The sequence below is a fragment of the Segetibacter aerophilus genome (assembly GCF_007991655.1).
Lineage (GTDB): Bacteria > Bacteroidota > Bacteroidia > Chitinophagales > Chitinophagaceae > Segetibacter > Segetibacter aerophilus.
The window spans coordinates 252,145-270,768 of the sequence record NZ_BJYT01000008.1; the positions used below are offsets into that span (position 1 = coordinate 252,145).

The following is an 18,624-nucleotide window of genomic DNA, read 5'->3' on the forward strand; positions in this document are numbered from 1 at the left end:
GTGTGCGACGCAACGAATAACGAAACAAGTTCCTCTGCTGGCTACCATAATTCCATCCATCTTCTCCTACAAAGGAATATCCTTCAAAACATCCTGCAGCTTTAGTTTACTGATATTGATAGTGAAAGCAATTGTTTTTAAAAATCTTTTTTCGGTGATAGTTGACTTGTAATAGTTGCGGTAGACCTTACTATAAACAATCGGAATATAAATATCTATCAAAGAATGAAAAAGAGGAATTTGAATACCCGCATCATAGATAAAACGACCACTTGCAGGGTTTTCTTTCCATGCTTCGGCATAAGTACCAACGTCTGCAAAAATCTTAAGAGGAATTTTGATAGGCAAAATACTCAAAGGATTGATGTTGTCAGGCAGGTCCGATGAAAGGTTCAAACTCATTAACCAATCGTCTGTTTTGCCTACTTTATTTCCTAGCAAAGCGGTATTTACTTTAAAGAAGCCATCCCGCTCCATTACCTGCTGACTTTGCCAACCCTCAAACTCGTTCCTTCCAATAAAATAATCACTGTAAGTATAGTCTTCGTATCCGGTCGGACCACTCATGTTTAAAAAGTAACGGTCGTTTCTAAACCTTACGAGGGTAGTAGCTGGTTTTAAATAGAAAAGCTTTCCTGCAAAAAAACGGGCAGACATTCCTGATTTTCCATCAGAATAATTGAAAAACATTTTGCCTGTAAGTCCGGTTTTTATAAAGTCTTTTCCCTGGTCAGTTGAAACGGTAAGGCTATAAGGAAACAGCACCCGATTGTCACTGACACTTAAAGACAACCGATTTATATAAGAGCGATTGTTGATAGTCGTTACCCGGTCAAAAGTGTCTGTAGCCGTGTAGATAGTTTTGAAATCGAGCGCCCCTTCATTCAGTAAAAATGTTTTCCATTGTGCAACAAAACGACGGGTTGATAGGGAGTCTTTATCAAAGAGAGTAAGCTTTACAGAAGGCACCCAGCGTTTAACGCCCAATATAAGCTTAGTGTTGTCGGCTGTTGTGAAATCGTTTTGTGAATATGAATTGTAGCTAAGTGCCGTGCTTACATGATAGTTTCTTTTATAAACATTATAAGAAACACGTCCAAAGCCATTTAATTTTTTTGAGCCGGTTCCGTATAGAACTCCTGCGAGGTATTGCAGCTTTGGCAGGGGTAGCGTGTAGTTGTTAATCATACCGCCGATCATGCCCTTGTCGTAATAATTGTAACCGAGCGCCGGGGACAGATTGATATAATTGTGTTTATTATCGAGGCTATTAAATACGAACGCTGGTTTGAGCGACTTTTTTTGTGTGGTGTCGAATGACCCCATTTTGTTGAGCAAACTGAAGTGCGAGTCCAAATTCTTACCGGCGGCTTTTTCAAGACTTGTTTTAAAGTCGTCAGGGTAGGGATGTCGAAATTTCCAATCACTGTAATACGAATGCATCGCTTTATCAAACTGGTCTCGCCCGAGTTCATCCTCTAATTTTTTCATCCACCAACTGGTTTTGTAGTAGGCAGCAAGCGCGTAGTTAGTAGTTGTGAAGTCTGTTGAACTGGTTTCTATTGGCTGGTCTTTTTTAATTTTCGCGAGGGTTTCAAAAATTACATGTTCATCCGTGCTTGTTTCGTTCCCTAGAAACGATTTCTTTTTTGAGAGGGTAGGAGGGTACTTCTCCGTTTCATATCTTTTTTGATAAAAAGTATTCATTCCTTCGTCCATCCAGGGATGCGTTCTTTCATTTGTAGCAAGTGCGCCATAAAACCAGTTGTGGCCAATTTCATGAACAATAGTAGCGTCCAATTCCTTCCCAGTCTCCTGGGCTGTTATGAGCGTTATGGTAGGATACTCCATCCCACCGCTATTTTCATTCTTACTACCCTGCACAACGCTGCAGGTAGAGTAAGGGTAATCGCCAAGCCACCCACTATATCTTCTTATTCCATCTTTTGCATAAGCAATACTTTCTTTCCAGCCTTTTGATTGCGGTTTGTAGAAAGAGAAGACATCAACAATTTTGTTAGAAGTAAGAACAGCAGTGTCGTATTGTACTATGAACGTTTTACTGGCAAACCATGCAAAATCGTGAATATTGTTTTGCTTGTAATGCCACACTTTGGTGTTCCCGTCGGCAGTATGCTTTCCTTTTTCTTTCAATTCCTGTAAAGTAGCTGCATCCTGTAATACACCCGTTGCCGCTACTATATACGCTGAGGGTACTGTAATTTCTACATCAAAATTTCCAAATTCACTATAGAACTCGCCCTGGTCGAGATAGGGCATAGGGTGCCACCCCTTTTGATCGTAGACAGCAGGTTTCGGAAACCATTGAGTGATTTGGTAATCCCTGCCCACATGACCTCCTCTTGAAAAATTGTAAGGAAGTTTTACTTTAAAGGGCGTGCTAATAATTGTTTTGCTTCCCGGCGCAAGCGGCTTGGGTAGCAAAACTTGTATGATATCAATGTTATTGGTATCGTTGACTACAGTAGCGTTGATGCCGTCTACTTTAAAATTCAATTGGTTAATGTATCCTTTTTGTCCTGGTTTTGAAAAGTAGAAATCCGTCCGCCGTTCTTTCAAAAACTGCTCGCTAAAAGCTGTCCTGTCGTTTTTATAAGCGTTTGGCCAAATGTGAAACCAGATGTATTGAAGTGTGTCGGGGGAGTGGTTGATATATTCAATTGTTTCAAACGCTTCCAGTATATTGTCCTGGTCATTTAGTGACACGTTTATGGTAAAGTTGACTTCCTGCTGCCAATAACTTTCCTGACCATAGATAAGATCAGAAAAAAGGGCAAGGGATAAAAACAACAGTATTTTTTTCACCAAGGGTCTCATTAGTAATTGAAGATGGCAGGTTGATTTGCTTCAGTTAACTTAAGTTTCGGTTGTGGCTGATCTTCTCAATTATTTGATGCGCTACTTCCATAGCTAAAAAGCCATCTATCTCGCTTACCACTGTCGGCTTATTATTTATGATTGAGTCAACAAAAGCTTCAAGCTCCAGCTTTATCGCGTTTGAGTCCTTCACGACTGGATTGGCAACAGCAATTGTTTTTTTTCCGTTTGGTGTTTCTATGTCAAAACAAAAAGCATTTGCATCTTCCGCCTGCTTTAGTTTTATGACTTCGGTTTTCTTCTCCAAAAAGTCAATCCCGATATAACTATCCTTTTGAAACATCCGCATCTTGCGCATTTTCTTCATGCTGATGCGGCTACTTGTAAGATTGGCAACACAGCCGTTATTGAACTCGATCCGTACGTTGGCTATGTCTGGAGTATCCGTCATCACCGCAACGCCACTGGCTAAGATGTTTTTTACATCACTATCAACAATGTTTAAAATGATATCGATGTCGTGGATCATCAGGTCGAGAATTACGCTAACCTCAGTACCTCTCGGGTTGAACTGAGCGAGACGATGAACCTCAATAAACATAGGGTTGAGTCGAGTATTCTTCAGAGCCAAAAAAGCAGGGTTAAAACGTTCAACGTGTCCAACCTGCATTTTTATGTTTGCTTCCCTGGCCATGTTTACCAATAGCCGGCCTTCATCGATCGTATGAGCTAAGGGTTTTTCTACAAATACATGTTTGCCTTTTCGGATGGCTTTTTCACACAAATAAAAATGGTGATTTGTCGGTGCGACAATGTCAACCGCGTCACACGCATCTATAAATTTATCGGCGTCGGTATATCTTTTTAGTCCGTATTTTTCAATTACTTCTTTAGCAGTCTGTTCTACCGGTTCATAAAAACCAACCAGTTTTACCCCCTCGATTTCTTTCCAGTTATTCAAATGAAATTTCCCTAAATGTCCCGTTCCAAATACACCAACTTTCAGCATAATAATTCTTGCATTTAATGCGGGTAAAGATAGTTAGAACGAAGATGTAAAGAATTATTTGTGCTTTTAGGAAATCAGCTCAATAATGTTGCTAACTGTGGGCGATTAAATTTTTTATGAACCCAGCTACGTGTTTCATTAACGACATCGTTGCATCGCACTCTTGTACTTTCAGCAGTTTTAGGGGCTTTTTTCGTTTTTGCTTAAAAGCCAATATTGCTTTTGCTGACATTTAAAAAAGATGGAACGACTAACAGTCCTTGCAATCTGTGGTAGTTTCTTTCTTTTTCTTTTTGTGCAATTCACGCCACTCATCTTCCAAAATCCCCATTTCTATCAGGCACCAATACGTTCCGTCATCATATCTTAAAACATCGCGCATAACACCCTCTTTTACAAACCCACATTTCTCATAACACCGGATAGCTGCTTTATTGAAATCATACACACCGAGGCTAATCCTATGAAGTTTCAATTCTTCAAATCCAATTTTCAGAATTGCATTGATCATTCCTGGGCAGTATCCTTTGCCTCGTTCTGCAGTATTTCCCACAAGCACCCGGCTTATTCGTCCTGCCCTGTTTTTTTCGCTTATGCTACCGAGGGAAATGTGGCCTACGGTTTGGCCGATTTTTGTGTCTACAGCTTTGTATATGAAAGCATCAGATTTCTCAAGATTATTCGTGTCTTCGATGTACCAGTCCAGGCTCTCTTCTGTTAACGGGTATCTAAATAAAGAGCCTGCCCAGTTGGTGATTAAATGCTCGCTGTTCATCCATTCTATTAGTTGCTTAAAGTCCTCCCGGTCGAAATATTCCAGCTTTATCATTCTTATTTTTTAATATGTAAAAGTTTCTCTCCTGTTCCCTTAGGGCAAAATAAATTAACTCCAAGCAGTTTCTAATAAATAAATACATAGGCAATGCCAGAAATGGATAGCACAGGAGCATTGCTATTTTGAGATTTAGCAATGGTACCGCAGGCTGCCGGATATTTAAAAGTACAAGCGTGCGACGCAACAATGGGAAGTAGAATTACCAATGCCGGATCCAAAACCATTCTAGTTGTTTTAAATTCTTCCATTTTCGAATTTTCAAATTCTTCCCATTTTCACATTGCATAACCCATTCCTTATCTTCGCCCTCGTTATGGAAGGAAAGAAACCAATAGTAATGAGTGGGATCAGGCCCACAGGTTATTTGCATCTTGGAAATTATTTTGGCGCAATTCGCAATTACGTACGCATGCAAGATGAATTTGAGTGCTTCTTTATGGTAGCCGACTTGCATTCACTGACAACACATCCAGACACGAAAGAATTAAAGGCGAACGTTCACCGCGTGCTTGCAGAAAATATAGCGTGCGGGCTTAACCCTGACAAGGCTGCTTTTTATTGCCAGAGCCATATTTACGAAACATCCGAATTATACCTGTACCTGAATATGTTGGCGTATAAGGGTGAGTTGGAAAAAACGGTTACGTTTAAAGATAAGGTTCGTCAACAGCCGGACAATGTAAACGCCGGGCTATTAACTTACCCCGTTCTACAGGCCGCAGATATTATTTTGCACCGTGCCTCACTAGTACCCGTGGGGAAAGACCAGGAACAACATTTGGAAATGGCGAGGAATTTCGTCAATCGCTTCAATCACCGTTACGGAGATGTCTTTCCTGAACCCCAAGCTTTTAATTACAATGTACAACTGGTAAAAGTGCCTAGCCTTGATGGCTCTGGTAAGATGAGTAAGAGCGAAAACCAGATGGCTACGCTATACCTTGCTGACAGCGACGATATGATCAGGAAGAAAGTAATGAAGGCCAAAACCGATAACGGACCGACCGAAACTAATTCGAGCAAGCCCGATTATATTGAAAATATGTTTTTGCTAATGGGCCTTGTGTCGGAGCAGGAAGTGATTGATAAATTTGAAAGTGACTACAACAATTGTAACATCAGGTACGGCGACATGAAAAAGCAATTGGCGGAGGATATGGTGAAATTTATAGCGCCCATTCGGGAGAAGGTTGAAGGCATTTTAGGCAATGAATCTTATTTAAGACAAATCATGGAGACGGGTGCAGAAAAGGCCCGGCAAAGTGCAAAAGCAACCATGGAAGTAGTTCGCCAAAGTATGGGACTCAATTACTTTTAATAGCACTCTTAATGGAAATTTTGGTTACTTTACGAACATACTTTTACAAACTCGGGCAATAATTTCATGGCAAAAGCAGCAAAACCAAAACACATAGCAATAGCAGGCAATATTGGCGCAGGTAAGACCACACTTACTGAGGCGCTGAGCAAACATTACAAGTGGATACCTCAATTTGAAGATGTCGAAAACAACCCCTACCTGAATGATTTTTATGAAGAAATGCCTCGCTGGAGTTTCAACCTGCAGATCTACTTTTTGAATAGCCGTCTAAACCAATTGTTGGAAATTGAAAGGGGGTCTGAAACAATCATACAAGACAGAACAATATACGAAGACGCAAATATTTTCGCTCCCAACCTGCATGACATGGGCCTTATGAGCAAGCGCGATTTCGATAACTACTACCAATTTTTTCAGACTTTGAAGTCCATGGTTAAGCCCCCTGATCTGCTGATTTACCTACAAGCCTCCGTGCCTACATTGGTAGGACAAATTCAAAAAAGAGGTCGTGAGTACGAAGAGAATATCCGTCTTGATTACCTAAAAAAACTCAATGAATATTATAATAAATGGATTGAAGGTTATCGAGAAGGTCCTTTATTGATAATTAACGTTGACAAGAATAATTTCGCTGAAAAGGAAGAGGATATGGGCGAAATAATAAATAAAGTCGACGCTCAGTTATTTGGCTTGTTCTAAAGCCCTAAGGGAGGTTTGGATAAAAAACTGCCCTAATTTCTATTTACCCAAATTCTCTATTTATTGCCCCATCTATAGGTTGAGATATCTAACCCGGCAAGGTCAATAAGGCGATCTACCACTGTCATAGCGGCTTCTTCAATTGTTTTCGGATTGCTGTAGAACGACGGAGTAGCCGGACAAATGATACCGCCTGCTAGTGTAATTGTTTCCATATTTTTTATATGGATGAGGCTATAAGGCGTTTCGCGTAGCATTAAGACAAGTTTTCTTCTTTCCTTCAAAATGACATCAGCAGCGCGCGTTACGAGGTCGTTACTAATACCCGTTGCAATGCGGGCAAGGGTGCCCATACTACAAGGCGAAACCATCATGATATTGTATTTGGCTGAACCTGATGCAAAAGGTGCATTAAAGTCGTTCTTCTCATAAAACTTTACCGGCAGGTTTTTATAGTCTTCGTTGCCCAACTCAGTCCGCCAGATTTCTTTTGCGTTTGTGCTCATCACTACGCTTAATTCTTCCCACTGATTTTTTATTGCTAATAATTTATCAATTAAAAGTTTTGGATAAATGGATCCACTCGCTCCGCTTATAACTAAAAGAATCTTATTCGGCATGTAAAGAATTTTGGTAAAAATACATCCATTCCAGCAGGCGGAATTTTAGTCGTAAGCCGGGGACAGTTATTCTAACAACAATTTCAAGACAGCATCGTTCGCTAACTTTCTAATTAATTTATTTCAAAATGAAATGTCTCTGGTCTTGCAACTTAAAGACTGCTTAGCGCTTCTATACAAGTGGTTTTTCATAGAATATTGGATTAAAGCGGGGCTGGATTTCTATCCTGGCCCCTATTTGTTTTTAACCCGACGTCGTAGTGCTGTTGTTGCTTTAACTTATTCATTCACAATAGCTAATACAAAAAATTATCTTCCGGCTTCTGCAACTATAGCGTTCAACCCAGCATCTATATAAGTGGTTTTTCATAGAATATTGGATTAAAACGGGGCTGGATTTCTATCCTGGCCCCTTTTTTATTTTTACGAATTCAGCCTAACAAAAGAGTTTTTTTATCGGCTGCCTACTTCGTATCTCATCTGTTTTGAAAGTCGGAAAGCCAATATAATTTTGAGTTGTTGTAAGAGAAAGGACAAAGGAATTTTTGCTTTGCCACCTATTTCCAGGCTGCATTTCCATCCAGTAGTACAAGCGTGCGACGCAAGAAAAGTAACATTAGTGTCTGCAGCTGGGTTTAAACGAAAAACAAAGCTTTTTGCTTTTACGTTATAATAGGTGGAATAAAAAAAGTCCACCTAGTTGAGGTGGACTTTACATTTATAAAAAGTAAACGTTTAATAATTGTAGAGTAATTCGTAGTACTCGTTGGCCATACGATTACTTTCAAATTGAAAGCGAACGTCGCGCATGCCATTTTTAGTAATCTGTCTCCAGGTATCTCTTTTATTGTAGTAAACAGGAAGAATTTCGTTTTCAAGAATGCTGTAAAGATGGTTCAAATCATGTTCATCCTGCTCTTGCACATGCATGTTTTCGTAGTCTGCCTGAGGAACTACAAATCCATTGTTACCATGATTGATAAATTCCGGGATCCATCCATCGTCGGTGCTAAAATTAACTGCGCCGTTCATGCATGCTGTCATTCCGCTTGTTCCAGAAGCTTCTCTTGGAACTCTCGGATTGTTCAACCAAATGTCAGCCGCCTGTTTTAAACGCTTACTCAAGCCAAGTTCATATCCAATCAACACCGCAACATTCTTGAAACTCTTGCTTAAATGGATGAGGTTATTGAAATCTGAAATGGCGGGGTAATCAAGCGGGTAAGGTTTACCAGCCCAAATTATTTGAACCGGATATTTTGTATCGGCCATTAGCTTCTTAAACCTTTCAATATCCCTGGTTATTAATTCAGCTCTTTTGTAACCGGCAAAGCGTCGGGCCCAAACAATGGTTAGCACATTAGGATCAAACACTTTACCTGTCTGGTCAGCAACAATATCAAATGCTCTTTTCTTCAGGTGCTTTTTCCTGTCGTCGAAAAGTACATCGTTGCCTTGCTCCATGTAATTATACAATTGCTTATCTGCCCAATAGAGCCAGTTCTGTGCGTTGGTGATAGACTTGATAGGGCAAATGTTGTCATAGCTTTTCCACATCTCGCGACTTACATGACCGTGCAACTGTGATACGCCGTTGGCTATTTTAGCAAAGCGTAAAGCAGCAAGAGAATGATTGAACAGATCGTCTTGTATGCCCGTAACTTTTCTCACTTCATCAAGGGTGAGACCGCAGAAATAACTCATGCTTTGGCACAAGTAAATATCATGTTTCTCGTTACCTGCTTCCTCAGGAGTATGGGTAGTAAATACCAAATGCTCTTTTACCTGTTCTAAACTTTTAAATTTATTGTACAAGTAAAACGCTGCTGAAACCCCGTGCGCTTCATTCAGATGATACTTATCGGGGTTGAAGTTCATTTCATCTATCAGCTTTGCACCTCCAACACCTAATAATATAAACTGGGCAAGTTTAGTAGAAACGTTTGCATCGTACAACCGGTGACAAATCGTTTGAGACATATAGTCGTTCTCAGGAAGATCGGTTGATAATAAAAATAGAGGCGCACTATTGAAAACGGTAGGAGGTAGGTAAAACGCTTTTACCCAAACAGGAGATTCGTGAATGACAATCTGGTATTTAATACCCGTGTCTTCAAGGTAGCTATAAATTTTTTCCATCCATGTTACTTGGAGGCTTTGGTCCTGGTTGCGGGCCTGGTCATAATATCCGTATTTCCAAAGTATGCCGACTCCGATAAGATTTTGACGTAATTCGTAAGCGCTCCGTAGGTGAGAACCTGCCAAAAAGCCGAGGCCTCCGCTATATATTTTGAGGGGTTGATGGATCGCAAATTCCATAGAAAAGTAAGCGACGCGTTTAGAATAGCGGTCATCAACCGTGTAAGGAATTGAATAATTTCTGAAGTTCATAGTTGTTTTTTGCTTAGAAAAGGGTGCAATATAAAAGGAAATATTTTAACGGGATTTTTGCCAGTGAAGGCAAGCATGAAAGAAGTAAGCATTTCAGCTGTTTAAAATTATATATAACTAGATTTTACTTTTAGCTAAAAAGTTGCTTCAATGATTAGTAACGAAGAATATGAAGTGCGGGTTATGTCTTATTTTTTTTGGAAGCTGCTTTTATTTCCTTCTTCCTTGTGTATGTGTCATTGAAGAAACACTTGATGCCACGATAGTTGCCACAACTACCTGTTTCTTTTACTTTTACCTGGCTTGAAGTAAAGCTAAAGTCAAGTTTACATGGGTCACCTTCACCCTGGTAAATAGCTGCTTTTTCTGAAACCATTTTCATCGTACCCCTTAGTTCTCCGCCACACGTTTCGCCTTCGCTTCCACTTTCAAAATAAACGAAGAAAAGATACTCGTCAGGATTTCTACCATCTCTTACAGATACAATGTTTTTATTGCCCTTTACATAATCGCCGCTGTATTTGTATTTTTTAGGAAAAGTATCGAGTGGATTGCTCAAAGTTTTTTCTGCTCTTCTGTCTTCATTCGTCTCGGTAAGTACGGTGGTAAAAAGGCCGACGTTATTGTAAGCGTAAATTATCCTATTATAGAAAATATCATTGTTAATTGTCCATTCCCTATTAATACTTATTGAAAGCTTTTTGTCAATAGTTGCAGTAGCCACTCTCTCATCATTGTTTGAAATTACCAATGGCATATTAGCCATAACCTTATTCTTATCGTACACAGATAAGTATATTGCTGTGTCAGCTTTTCCCGTTACTAATGTGATGAAATAAGTCTCTTTTTCTTTTTCTCCAAATTTCCCTATTGGGTGTATTACAAATTTTCTGTCCTTCCCAAATGGATTATTAAGAATAGTATCGGAAATAAATTGGGTGAAGATGGTATAGCTGATAGTATTGGTATCTGAAAGTTGTTTCATGTTAGTGTCTGAAACAGTAAAGGGCAATTTTATGTCGTTGTAAGCATTAAAAAATTCATCTGCTTCAACATGTTGATTACCGGTCAGCTTTTTTTTATCCTTACAAGCAAATAATGATAATAGTATAATTGGCAACCACAAGTATGTCCTCATCAAGAAGTATTTATAAAAAAATAAAATTAGTTATTAATCGATTGCTTTGATGATTCAATTTCGATACCTCCCATTTGAATAATATAAAAATAAAGGTTTAGGTTTGTCTAAATTTTATTTTCAGCACATGAAATTTTCGGTAAGTGAAGAAAACTATATCAAGTCAATCTATCATCTTCAGCAGCAAGGTGAGGTGGTTAGTACCAACGATTTAGCCTCAGAACTTCAAACAAAGGCTGCCTCCGTTACCGATATGCTTAAAAAGCTAAACGGGAAAAATTTGCTTAATTACGAGCGTTACCAGGGATTTACATTAAGCGATGAAGGCACGAAAGTCGCACTTAGTATTGTTAGAAAACATCGGCTCTGGGAATATTTTTTGGTTCACGAACTTGAGTTCGGTTGGGATGAGGTGCACGATATAGCCGAAGAACTTGAGCACATCAGCAGTCCCCTGCTTGTAGAAAAGCTGGACAGTTATCTAAGCCACCCAAAGTTCGATCCTCATGGAGATCCTATACCTGATATTAATGGCAAGATGGAGTTAAGAAAGCAGGTCAATCTTATAGATCTGCCTTTGGATGTGGAGGCAGAGGTAAGTGCGGTAGGCAGCCAGTCAACAGAACTACTTGAATTATTGAAACATAAAAATATAGGAATAGGTACAGTACTCACTGTGCTTAGAAAGTTCACATTTGATAATTCGCTTGAAATAAAAGTGAGAAATTTTCCTCCATTTTCCATCAGCCAACAATTGGCGCAAACTTTATTTCTAAAACCTTTGTATGGCTCAACAACAGTCGGAAGCATCTCTAAGTGAGGTTCATGGAAGTATAGATGTAACAAAACAACAGAAAGGGTGGCGAAGGATTTTAGCTTATCTCGGTCCGGCTTACCTGGTTAGTGTCGGTTATATGGACCCGGGAAACTGGGCGACGGATTTGGCAGGAGGTGCGAGATTCGGATATACCTTAATCTGGGTGTTGCTAATGAGCAACCTGATGGCCTTGCTCCTGCAAGGCTTAAGTGCCCGCCTGGGAATTGTACGACGAATGGATTTGGCGCAGGCAAATCGCGAGGTTTATCCTCCTTTTGTAAACTTTGCTTTATACGTTCTTGCCGAACTCGCCATCGCTGCCTGCGACCTCGCAGAAGTGCTGGGTATGGCAATCGGCATCCAACTACTAACGGGTCTTCCTTTAATTTGGGGTGTGTCCATCACCGTTCTAGATACATTCCTGTTGTTTTACCTCCAGCGACTTGGAATGCGTAAGATGGAAGGCTTCATTATCGGACTCGTCGCCATTATAGGGTTTTCTTTTCTGGTAGAAATGATATTTGCTAAGCCTCATTTAGGGCAGGTTATTAAAGGCTTTATTCCTTCTATTCCAAACAGTGATGCATTGTATATTGCCATTGGTATTATCGGTGCGACGGTAATGCCTCACAACTTATATCTCCACTCGGCTCTTGTTCAAACAAGAAAAATTGGTAGCTCAAAACCTGCAATTAGACAAGCATTACACTACAACAGGATCGATAGTACTATTGCCCTTAATGCGGCCTTTTTTGTGAATGCTGCCATCCTTATTCTTGCAGCTTCAGTGTTTCATGCATCGGGCAATACTGAAGTTGCGGAATTGAAAGAAGCTCATAGAATGCTTGCCCCATTACTGGGAAATAAAATGGCGCCGGCATTATTTGCAATCGCTCTAATTGCCGCCGGTCAAAGCTCTACCATAACCGGTACCCTTGCCGGGCAGATTGTAATGGAAGGCTATCTTAATCTTCGTATCAATCCTATGATAAGAAGATTAATCACGCGGTTGCTCGCTATTATTCCGGCCTTCTTTTGTATCCTATATTTTGGGGAAGAGCGTATTGACAGATTGCTTATTCTAAGCCAGGTGGTTTTAAGCGTACAACTGGGATTTGCAGTTATTCCATTAATCCATTTTGTAAGCGATAAAGAAACGATGGGCGATTTTGTTATAAAGTGGCCGATTAAAATTCTTGCATGGTTAATCGCTACTATACTTGTTTACTTAAATGTAAGAATGGTTGTAAACGAATTGGGTTCCGCTTTTACAAATGATATCAATGTCTTCTCGCTGATACTTATCATCATCGCAGTGATATTCTTTATAGCACTTTTTATCTTGATGACCATTTTGCCTTTAATTAAAAAACGTAAAAAGACTGACACTGCAAGAATGCATATGAATGCAGGCGTGTTACAGAAGTTTACCATCCCGCAACTAAACTGCATTGCTATAGCCCTTGACTTCAGTAAAAATGATGAAAACCTGATCGCAAACGCATTGTCGCAGGGCAATGAAACTACAAAGTTTTTATTGCTGCATATTGTTGAAAGTCCTTCAGCTCGTGCGTTTGGAGAAAATTCTGATGACTTTGAAACAAGAAAAGACCGGCAACATTTGCAGTCATATGTAGAGCAGTTACAAAACAAAGGATTTATAGTAGAAGGCAAACTTGGGTACCGACATAGAACAAAAGAAATTGTACGCATTGTGAAAGAAGCAAATGCAGATATGCTGGTGATGGGTGCTCACTTTCACACCGGTATAATGGATTACCTCTATGGCGAAACAGTTGACAAAGTGCGACACCAATTAAGGATACCGGTACTGATTGTAAGCTAGGGGAGAAAGCTGCAAGCCTCAAGCCCCAGAGCCAAGAACGCTGCAAGCCTCAAGCCCCAGAGCCAAGAACGCTTGCAGCTTTCTCCATACTATCAGCACTGAAACTTCCTCAACCGTCGCTTATTTTTACATAACTTTATTTCTATGACAACGAGTAAAAAAATTCTGATAATTACCGGGGATGCCGGGGAAAGTTTTGAAATTCTATACGCCTCTCATCGCTTGCTAGAGGCAGGATACGAACCTGTTATTGCAGCTCCTACTGTAAAGCGAATGAACCTGGTAATGCATGATTTCGAGCCATGCTGGGACACTTATGTAGAGCGCAAGGGTTACTTAATTGAGTCTGATATTTCGTTCGATGATGTAAATACTGACGACTATCATTCAGTACTTATTCCCGGAGGTCGTGCTCCTGAATTTTTGCGAAACGATCAGCGCGTTATTAACATTGTAAAAGCTTTTTACAATAGCAACAAATACGTTTTTGCAATTTGTCATGGCGTTCAAATATTGGTAACAGCAGGCCTGGTTGATGGTAGAAAAATTGCTTGTTACGAGCATGTAAAATTTGAAGTTGAGTCTGTAGGTGGAATTTATGTTACACCCGATCAAGCTGTTCAGGACGGAAGAATTATTACCGGCAAAACATGGCAGTCACATCCTGAATTTTATCAAATTGTATTTAAGTGCCTTGAAAGGTCAAAAGAAACAGAGCCGGAAGTTCAGGCGGTGCTTAATTAAGTGGCCTCAATGTTTCTTTATAAGCAATACGACCACGATGGGCTAGACAGGCAATTTAATAACCGACTTCATGTGCCCGATTATGCCGACTACTTTGACCGCTGGGAACGATTAAGCAGGGAGGCACAACAAAAATTCGAGTGCGTCAAGGATGTTCCTTATGGCCACCTGCTGCGCGAAAGATTAGATGTTTTCCCATCCGCGCTTCCTCAATCCAAAACCCTGGTCTTTATTCACGGAGGCTATTGGCAAATGTTGGATAAGTCAATGTTTAACTTTATTGCCAATGGCTTTCATGAGTATGCAGTTACCACTGTTATGATCACCTATCCGCTTGCCCCGGGAGCATCGTTTGATCAAATCGTATCATCAGTTAGAAAGGCAGTTGGATGGATTTATGAAAATGTCTCTGCGTTTAACGGAGACCCCAACCAAATCTATGTAGCAGGTCACAGTGCAGGCGGCCATCTTGCAGCTATGTTAATGGCAACAGATTGGAAGCTTATAAATGCAAGTCTTCCGGAAGACCTTATAAAAGGAACCTCTGTTATAAGTGGCTTGTTTAATTTAACTCCCGTTCGTCTTTCTTATCTGAACGAGGTATTACAAATGGATGAACAGGCATCACTTCGTAATAGTCCTGTAATGCTACACCCCATAAATATTTCTCCTTTGATTATAGCTGTAGGTAGTGCCGAGACAGCGGAGTTTAACGATCAAAGCAAAGAATTATATGAAGCATGGAAATACAAGGGCCTGGACGTTCAATTTTTGCAGTTACCTCAATTCAATCATTTTTCCATTGTCGAAGCACTTGCCGAGTCTGAGACTGCACTTCACCAATCTTTAAAGGAGATGATGTCTCTTTAAAACCTGCCCATCACTACTCGTGGGTGCTTTAAATGATTTAGCTGGTTATTTCCAAATACTTCTAATTTGTATTCCCGGCTTTGAAATTTTTCGCATCAGCGTTTCAAGGGCACCATTCTTAAATTTTCTACTCCATAAGAAACTAAACAATACACTTATGCCAAAAAATAAAATTGCATAGAATAAAATGAAAAGTATTCCAACTGGTTGCGCTTGTTGAGGATAACCAGTATAAGGTTTATGAGTAAGTTTTGACAAGATAAGTACCCCGACTGTCATATGTAAAACGTACAGTGAAAGTGTCATTTGTCCCGTGCCGGCAAGCGCTTTAATTAATTTACTTGTGGACAGCTTGTTACCAATATACATGCAGGAAGCAATTATCATAAAAGCCCAACCGGTTGTAATCATCATAAAAGGAATGTTTGCAGGAAAATAGTCCTCCATGATATAGGACCAAGATTTAATATAAAACTCGTGTCGCTGCATGTTATCAAAGTCATATTTTATAAACAGTCTTAGCGCCTTAAAAGCAGCGAGTAAGCCAACGCCAACAAAGAAAATTTGCTTCCAAGTTTTTTTGTCGTGCCAGTCAAGGCGACCTAAAAACATCCCCAGAGAGAAGTACGCAAACCAGGGAAATATTGAGTTCCAACCATTATAAAAAGTATTTCTAAGGAAACCAGCCGGTGTCCAAAAGTCAGCATAACGGGTTGTTTGCAAATCCCAACTTGTAGTTACAGGAATTAAAAATTGCAAGGCGTTGTATACAACGATAGCCAAAACTGCCAACCATAGATAATATTTCCTGCGTATAAATAATATAAAGGCGGCGATATGCATATATCCTCCATAGAAATGTAAAATGTCGCCTGGCCACCAATTGTATAGTAATAAGCCCAGGCCAAATAAAAACCATGAGCGTTTTAGAATGACTGTTTTTAGCTCGCCTTTCTGTTCCTGGCTATAACCTTCCCTTTGTGTCATCAATATAACGCCCATCCCTGCACAAATGATAAATATGGAAGTGGAGTTTCCTATAAATAGATCTGCGAAGCGTCCATAAATAGTTTCTTCTCTAAATGATCCGAAGCAAAAAGTAAAGTTTACGATGTACATCCCAAAAATGGCATATGCCCTTGCTAAGTCAAAACCTATGATTCGTTGCTTCATTCGCGGTGTTGATTGTAACCGTTTTAGTATTCTTTATTCGGCTAAGTTGCTATTGATACAATGTCTGCGCTTGTTTCCAGTACGCCTTCAAAACTGAAAGTTTACTATTGTACCGCCCTTTTTCCCATCTTATTACAGTTGTCTTAGCCTTGGTAGGGGTTACCGGTAATACATTGCGTACGGCAGGCCGTTTAATTATTCTCTTGTTGTCTTTTGCAGGAAATATTTCTGTTGGTTTTGAGAACGAGACAGAGGTTGAAGAAATAAAGATTGTTAGAAGAAAATGCAGAATTTTTTGAAACATAAAAGAGAGGACAAAACTTATTGAACAAAGTGCCAGCACACACCGGCAAGGTCAATTATATTTAGTTCTTTACCATAAGGCTGCGAAGTAATCCTTCCAATCTTAATCCCAAACTTATCTGCTAGTTGTTTGTCTTTTAATGTTGCTGAAAATTCTTCTATATCATCTACATGAACACTTAACATGAAGTTTTCGGCAAAAGCTGTGTTGTCGTATTTCTGTAAAATAAACTTGCACCCGTTGTTCTCAAAGCCTACGTAGTCGCCGGCGTTCCAACTAATCTTAAAACCCATTTCGAGAAACAAGTTTTTGGAAGCTTCGAAATCTTTTCCGGAGGGTACAAATGGTTCAAGCGATAAGAATTTCATGAGCAGTAATTGGTTTACAGGAGTGTTAGTTGAATGAGCCTGACATTTATCCTATGTCAAAGTCAGGTACTTTTTGCGTCCCAATGTTAGATAATAGGTTAACAACAAAAAGACAGGAATCGACAGGAGAACCAAATACCGGTTCCCATACTTCACATTGACAATTGAAGCAAGAATGATAATAAGCGGAGCGAATGACATGAACCAGTTCCCATGTTTGAACCCTCCGACTGTAAGACTTTTTACTCCTTCAGCCTCAACCTCAAATGATACAACAGGACTACTGCACCAATCAATCTTAGCTAAGACAGTGTGATTTCCTGGCGAAACGTTGAACTCTTTTGTTTCGCCGTTGGCAACGGTTCCCACTTTTTTACCATCGATGTAGATGCCATAATTTCTTGCCAGGTTCAAAACTTCAGTTTTCCGATTGACTATTACTGTTGCCATATTTACCGGGATATTTTTTTTCTTTACTGAATGTAAATATTTTCTGGATACTGTGATTAGGTCAGTTGCAGCAGTTACGATAACATATAAGTCTTCTAACCGCAGCGGTGCTTCAAGTCTTTATAACAACGGTTTTCCAATTTCCCAATGAAGCCCAAAGGGGTCAATCATCCGACCTAATCGCCAGCCATGTCCTTCACCTACCGCAAATACTTCAACTGCTCCTGCCTGCAGGGCTTTTGCAAATAACATGTCGGGATCATCAACGGTCAGTATCATTCTAACAGGTTCGCCATCCGTTACGTTTGGGGCAGCGCTTACTTCTTCGTCTGCGCTGCCACTTATCCAAAACTCAGCACCATCTACCGAAAGTTTTACCACCAGTCCCTCGGGAGTTTCGAGCCTGTACGTCTCAACTGCCGCAAAAGCCTCTTTGTAAAAAGTTACTGCAACAGCAGCATTTGGTAAGGTGAGCCAAGGGCTCAGGCTGGTAGGAGTGAAGGCAGTTTTTTCGGTCATTGCAATTAGTAGATTTAGAAGCTAAAGCTCTTTCCGCCATGTAGGTATTTAAGACAACCGTATGAAAAAAATTTTTCAGCGTTGAAATAGTCTTTTAAAGATAGGCTCTTTGCAACTATTACTTAGAGCGTCGTTTCCAAGTTCTGCCACCTGTACCTATTACTGCTTTTACTCTGCTACTATTGATGTTTTTAAGGTCTTTTTTTGTCGGCAGTATAATTATTTAAAACGTTGAACAACTAGGGCCATCTTGTAATGCATCTCATTTTTTCTTTGAAGCTTTTGCTACTTTATTAAAGTCAAGTGCAAGCTGAATCCAATAATGTAAATCCTCGTCTGTTTCTATCACATGCTCATTAACGTGAACATAACCTTTGTATTCCCGGTTGCTCATCTTAACTGTTTCTACACCTTTTTTACTGATCTCATGGTCATGCAAAGCCGGATCAATACGACACATTATTCTATCCTTCCCCGCAGTGACGCACATTTTATTGTCAACCATAAAGGCCAACCCTCCGAACATTTTTTTCTCTTCTACTTCCGGTAAATGAGCCAGCGCTTCTCTCAACCTGTTAGCTAATTTTTCGCTGTAAGCCATGATAGATTGGTTTTACAATTTGAACAAAATGTTTGGAGCAGGAATTTTAAGGTTTAAAAATTATGGTTAGCTACTCATCTC

At 39.9% G+C, this 18,624-nt stretch carries 18 protein-coding genes; 6 read left to right on the top strand and 12 right to left on the bottom strand.

All coding sequences use genetic code 11. The features are described 5' to 3' along the window. Positions 1–66: 66 nt before the first annotated feature. From SAE01_RS12580 to SAE01_RS24500, 4 genes are all read right to left on the bottom strand, one after another. The gene (locus SAE01_RS12580) at positions 67–2,826 is read right to left on the bottom strand and encodes a M1 family metallopeptidase (protein ID WP_170234154.1); all 2,760 of its coding nucleotides are present in this window, start codon (positions 2,824–2,826) and stop codon (positions 67–69) included. 46 nt (positions 2,827–2,872) lie between these two features. After that, complete coding sequence (locus SAE01_RS12585; RefSeq protein ID WP_147204118.1) at positions 2,873–3,847, bottom strand: Gfo/Idh/MocA family protein; 975 nt, start codon at positions 3,845–3,847, stop codon at positions 2,873–2,875. Positions 3,848–4,097: 250 nt separating this feature from the next. After that, positions 4,098–4,676 (bottom strand): GNAT family N-acetyltransferase, encoded by a 579-nt coding sequence (locus SAE01_RS12590; protein ID WP_147204119.1) that lies wholly within the window; start codon positions 4,674–4,676, stop codon positions 4,098–4,100. 71 nt (positions 4,677–4,747) lie between these two features. Then, positions 4,748–4,906, bottom strand: coding sequence for a hypothetical protein (locus SAE01_RS24500; RefSeq protein ID WP_170234155.1), 159 nt, complete (start codon positions 4,904–4,906; stop codon positions 4,748–4,750). Positions 4,907–4,995: 89 nt separating this feature from the next. On the opposite strand from SAE01_RS24500, the gene trpS reads away from it, so the two are divergent. Together trpS and SAE01_RS12600 are read left to right on the top strand one after the other, a co-directional pair. After that, positions 4,996–6,000: a tryptophan--tRNA ligase gene (gene trpS, locus SAE01_RS12595; protein ID WP_246113231.1), complete on the top strand. Its 1,005-nt coding sequence runs from the start codon at positions 4,996–4,998 to the stop codon at positions 5,998–6,000. A gap of 66 nt (positions 6,001–6,066) precedes the next feature. Further along, the gene (locus SAE01_RS12600) at positions 6,067–6,702 is read left to right on the top strand and encodes a deoxynucleoside kinase (protein ID WP_147204121.1); all 636 of its coding nucleotides are present in this window, start codon (positions 6,067–6,069) and stop codon (positions 6,700–6,702) included. Between the two features lie 56 nt (positions 6,703–6,758). On the opposite strand, the gene SAE01_RS12605 is transcribed toward SAE01_RS12600, so the two are convergent. From SAE01_RS12605 to SAE01_RS12615, 3 genes are all read right to left on the bottom strand, one after another. After that, positions 6,759–7,322: a UbiX family flavin prenyltransferase gene (locus tag SAE01_RS12605; RefSeq protein ID WP_147204122.1), complete on the bottom strand. Its 564-nt coding sequence runs from the start codon at positions 7,320–7,322 to the stop codon at positions 6,759–6,761. Positions 7,323–8,057: 735 nt separating this feature from the next. Beyond that, positions 8,058–9,713, bottom strand: a complete 1,656-nt coding sequence (gene glgP, locus SAE01_RS12610; RefSeq protein ID WP_147204123.1) for an alpha-glucan family phosphorylase — start codon at positions 9,711–9,713, stop codon at positions 8,058–8,060. A 181-nt stretch (positions 9,714–9,894) separates the two neighbouring features. Continuing rightward, on the bottom strand, positions 9,895–10,851 hold the full coding sequence (locus SAE01_RS12615) for a hypothetical protein (RefSeq protein WP_147204124.1): 957 nt from the start codon (positions 10,849–10,851) through the stop codon (positions 9,895–9,897). Between the two features lie 127 nt (positions 10,852–10,978). On the opposite strand from SAE01_RS12615, the gene SAE01_RS12620 reads away from it, so the two are divergent. The 4 genes from SAE01_RS12620 to SAE01_RS12635 all read left to right on the top strand — a co-directional run bounded on the left by SAE01_RS12620 (position 10,979) and on the right by SAE01_RS12635 (position 15,128). Next, the gene (locus tag SAE01_RS12620) at positions 10,979–11,671 is read left to right on the top strand and encodes a metal-dependent transcriptional regulator (RefSeq protein ID WP_147204125.1); all 693 of its coding nucleotides are present in this window, start codon (positions 10,979–10,981) and stop codon (positions 11,669–11,671) included. Beyond that, positions 11,637–13,514: an Nramp family divalent metal transporter gene (locus SAE01_RS12625; protein ID WP_147204126.1), complete on the top strand. Its 1,878-nt coding sequence runs from the start codon at positions 11,637–11,639 to the stop codon at positions 13,512–13,514. The genes SAE01_RS12620 and SAE01_RS12625 overlap by 35 nt, the downstream gene beginning before the upstream one ends. A 144-nt stretch (positions 13,515–13,658) precedes the next feature. Beyond that, positions 13,659–14,258: a DJ-1/PfpI family protein gene (locus SAE01_RS12630; RefSeq protein ID WP_147204127.1), complete on the top strand. Its 600-nt coding sequence runs from the start codon at positions 13,659–13,661 to the stop codon at positions 14,256–14,258. A 9-nt stretch (positions 14,259–14,267) separates the two neighbouring features. Continuing rightward, a complete protein-coding gene (locus tag SAE01_RS12635) occupies positions 14,268–15,128 on the top strand; it encodes an alpha/beta hydrolase (RefSeq protein WP_147204128.1) in 861 nt (286 codons plus the stop codon). A 45-nt stretch (positions 15,129–15,173) separates the two neighbouring features. Here SAE01_RS12635 and SAE01_RS12640 read toward each other — a convergent pair whose 3' ends face one another. From SAE01_RS12640 to SAE01_RS12665, 5 genes are all read right to left on the bottom strand, one after another. Next, the gene (locus SAE01_RS12640) at positions 15,174–16,301 is read right to left on the bottom strand and encodes a DUF418 domain-containing protein (protein ID WP_147204129.1); all 1,128 of its coding nucleotides are present in this window, start codon (positions 16,299–16,301) and stop codon (positions 15,174–15,176) included. Between the two features lie 321 nt (positions 16,302–16,622). Continuing rightward, the gene (locus tag SAE01_RS12650) at positions 16,623–16,973 is read right to left on the bottom strand and encodes a VOC family protein (RefSeq protein ID WP_147204131.1); all 351 of its coding nucleotides are present in this window, start codon (positions 16,971–16,973) and stop codon (positions 16,623–16,625) included. Between the two features lie 51 nt (positions 16,974–17,024). Further along, positions 17,025–17,423 carry a hypothetical protein gene (locus SAE01_RS12655; RefSeq protein WP_147204132.1) on the bottom strand — a complete coding sequence of 133 codons (399 nt, stop codon included), beginning with the start codon at positions 17,421–17,423 and terminating at the stop codon, positions 17,025–17,027. Positions 17,424–17,543: 120 nt separating this feature from the next. Then, entirely contained in the window at positions 17,544–17,942 is a 399-nt protein-coding gene (locus SAE01_RS12660; RefSeq protein ID WP_147204133.1) for a VOC family protein, read from the bottom strand. Between the two features lie 262 nt (positions 17,943–18,204). Continuing rightward, positions 18,205–18,543, bottom strand: coding sequence for a TfoX/Sxy family protein (locus tag SAE01_RS12665; protein WP_147204134.1), 339 nt, complete (start codon positions 18,541–18,543; stop codon positions 18,205–18,207). Between the last annotated feature and the right edge of the window lie 81 nt (positions 18,544–18,624).

Coding starts and splice junctions, on each gene's coding strand:
- glgP (WP_147204123.1), bottom strand. CDS start 9,713: ATGAACTTCAGAAATTATTCAATTCCTTACACGGTTGATGACCGCTAT.
- SAE01_RS12655 (WP_147204132.1), bottom strand. CDS start 17,423: ATGGCAACAGTAATAGTCAATCGGAAAACTGAAGTTTTGAACCTGGCA.
- SAE01_RS24500 (WP_170234155.1), bottom strand. CDS start 4,906: ATGGTTTTGGATCCGGCATTGGTAATTCTACTTCCCATTGTTGCGTCG.
- SAE01_RS12600 (WP_147204121.1), top strand. CDS start 6,067: ATGGCAAAAGCAGCAAAACCAAAACACATAGCAATAGCAGGCAATATT.
- SAE01_RS12665 (WP_147204134.1), bottom strand. CDS start 18,543: ATGGCTTACAGCGAAAAATTAGCTAACAGGTTGAGAGAAGCGCTGGCT.
- SAE01_RS12660 (WP_147204133.1), bottom strand. CDS start 17,942: ATGACCGAAAAAACTGCCTTCACTCCTACCAGCCTGAGCCCTTGGCTC.
- SAE01_RS12635 (WP_147204128.1), top strand. CDS start 14,268: ATGTTTCTTTATAAGCAATACGACCACGATGGGCTAGACAGGCAATTT.
- SAE01_RS12620 (WP_147204125.1), top strand. CDS start 10,979: ATGAAATTTTCGGTAAGTGAAGAAAACTATATCAAGTCAATCTATCAT.
- SAE01_RS12585 (WP_147204118.1), bottom strand. CDS start 3,847: ATGCTGAAAGTTGGTGTATTTGGAACGGGACATTTAGGGAAATTTCAT.
- SAE01_RS12615 (WP_147204124.1), bottom strand. CDS start 10,851: ATGAGGACATACTTGTGGTTGCCAATTATACTATTATCATTATTTGCT.
- SAE01_RS12650 (WP_147204131.1), bottom strand. CDS start 16,973: ATGAAATTCTTATCGCTTGAACCATTTGTACCCTCCGGAAAAGATTTC.
- SAE01_RS12630 (WP_147204127.1), top strand. CDS start 13,659: ATGACAACGAGTAAAAAAATTCTGATAATTACCGGGGATGCCGGGGAA.
- trpS (WP_246113231.1), top strand. CDS start 4,996: ATGGAAGGAAAGAAACCAATAGTAATGAGTGGGATCAGGCCCACAGGT.
- SAE01_RS12605 (WP_147204122.1), bottom strand. CDS start 7,322: ATGCCGAATAAGATTCTTTTAGTTATAAGCGGAGCGAGTGGATCCATT.
- SAE01_RS12625 (WP_147204126.1), top strand. CDS start 11,637: ATGGCTCAACAACAGTCGGAAGCATCTCTAAGTGAGGTTCATGGAAGT.
- SAE01_RS12590 (WP_147204119.1), bottom strand. CDS start 4,676: ATGATAAAGCTGGAATATTTCGACCGGGAGGACTTTAAGCAACTAATA.
- SAE01_RS12640 (WP_147204129.1), bottom strand. CDS start 16,301: ATGAAGCAACGAATCATAGGTTTTGACTTAGCAAGGGCATATGCCATT.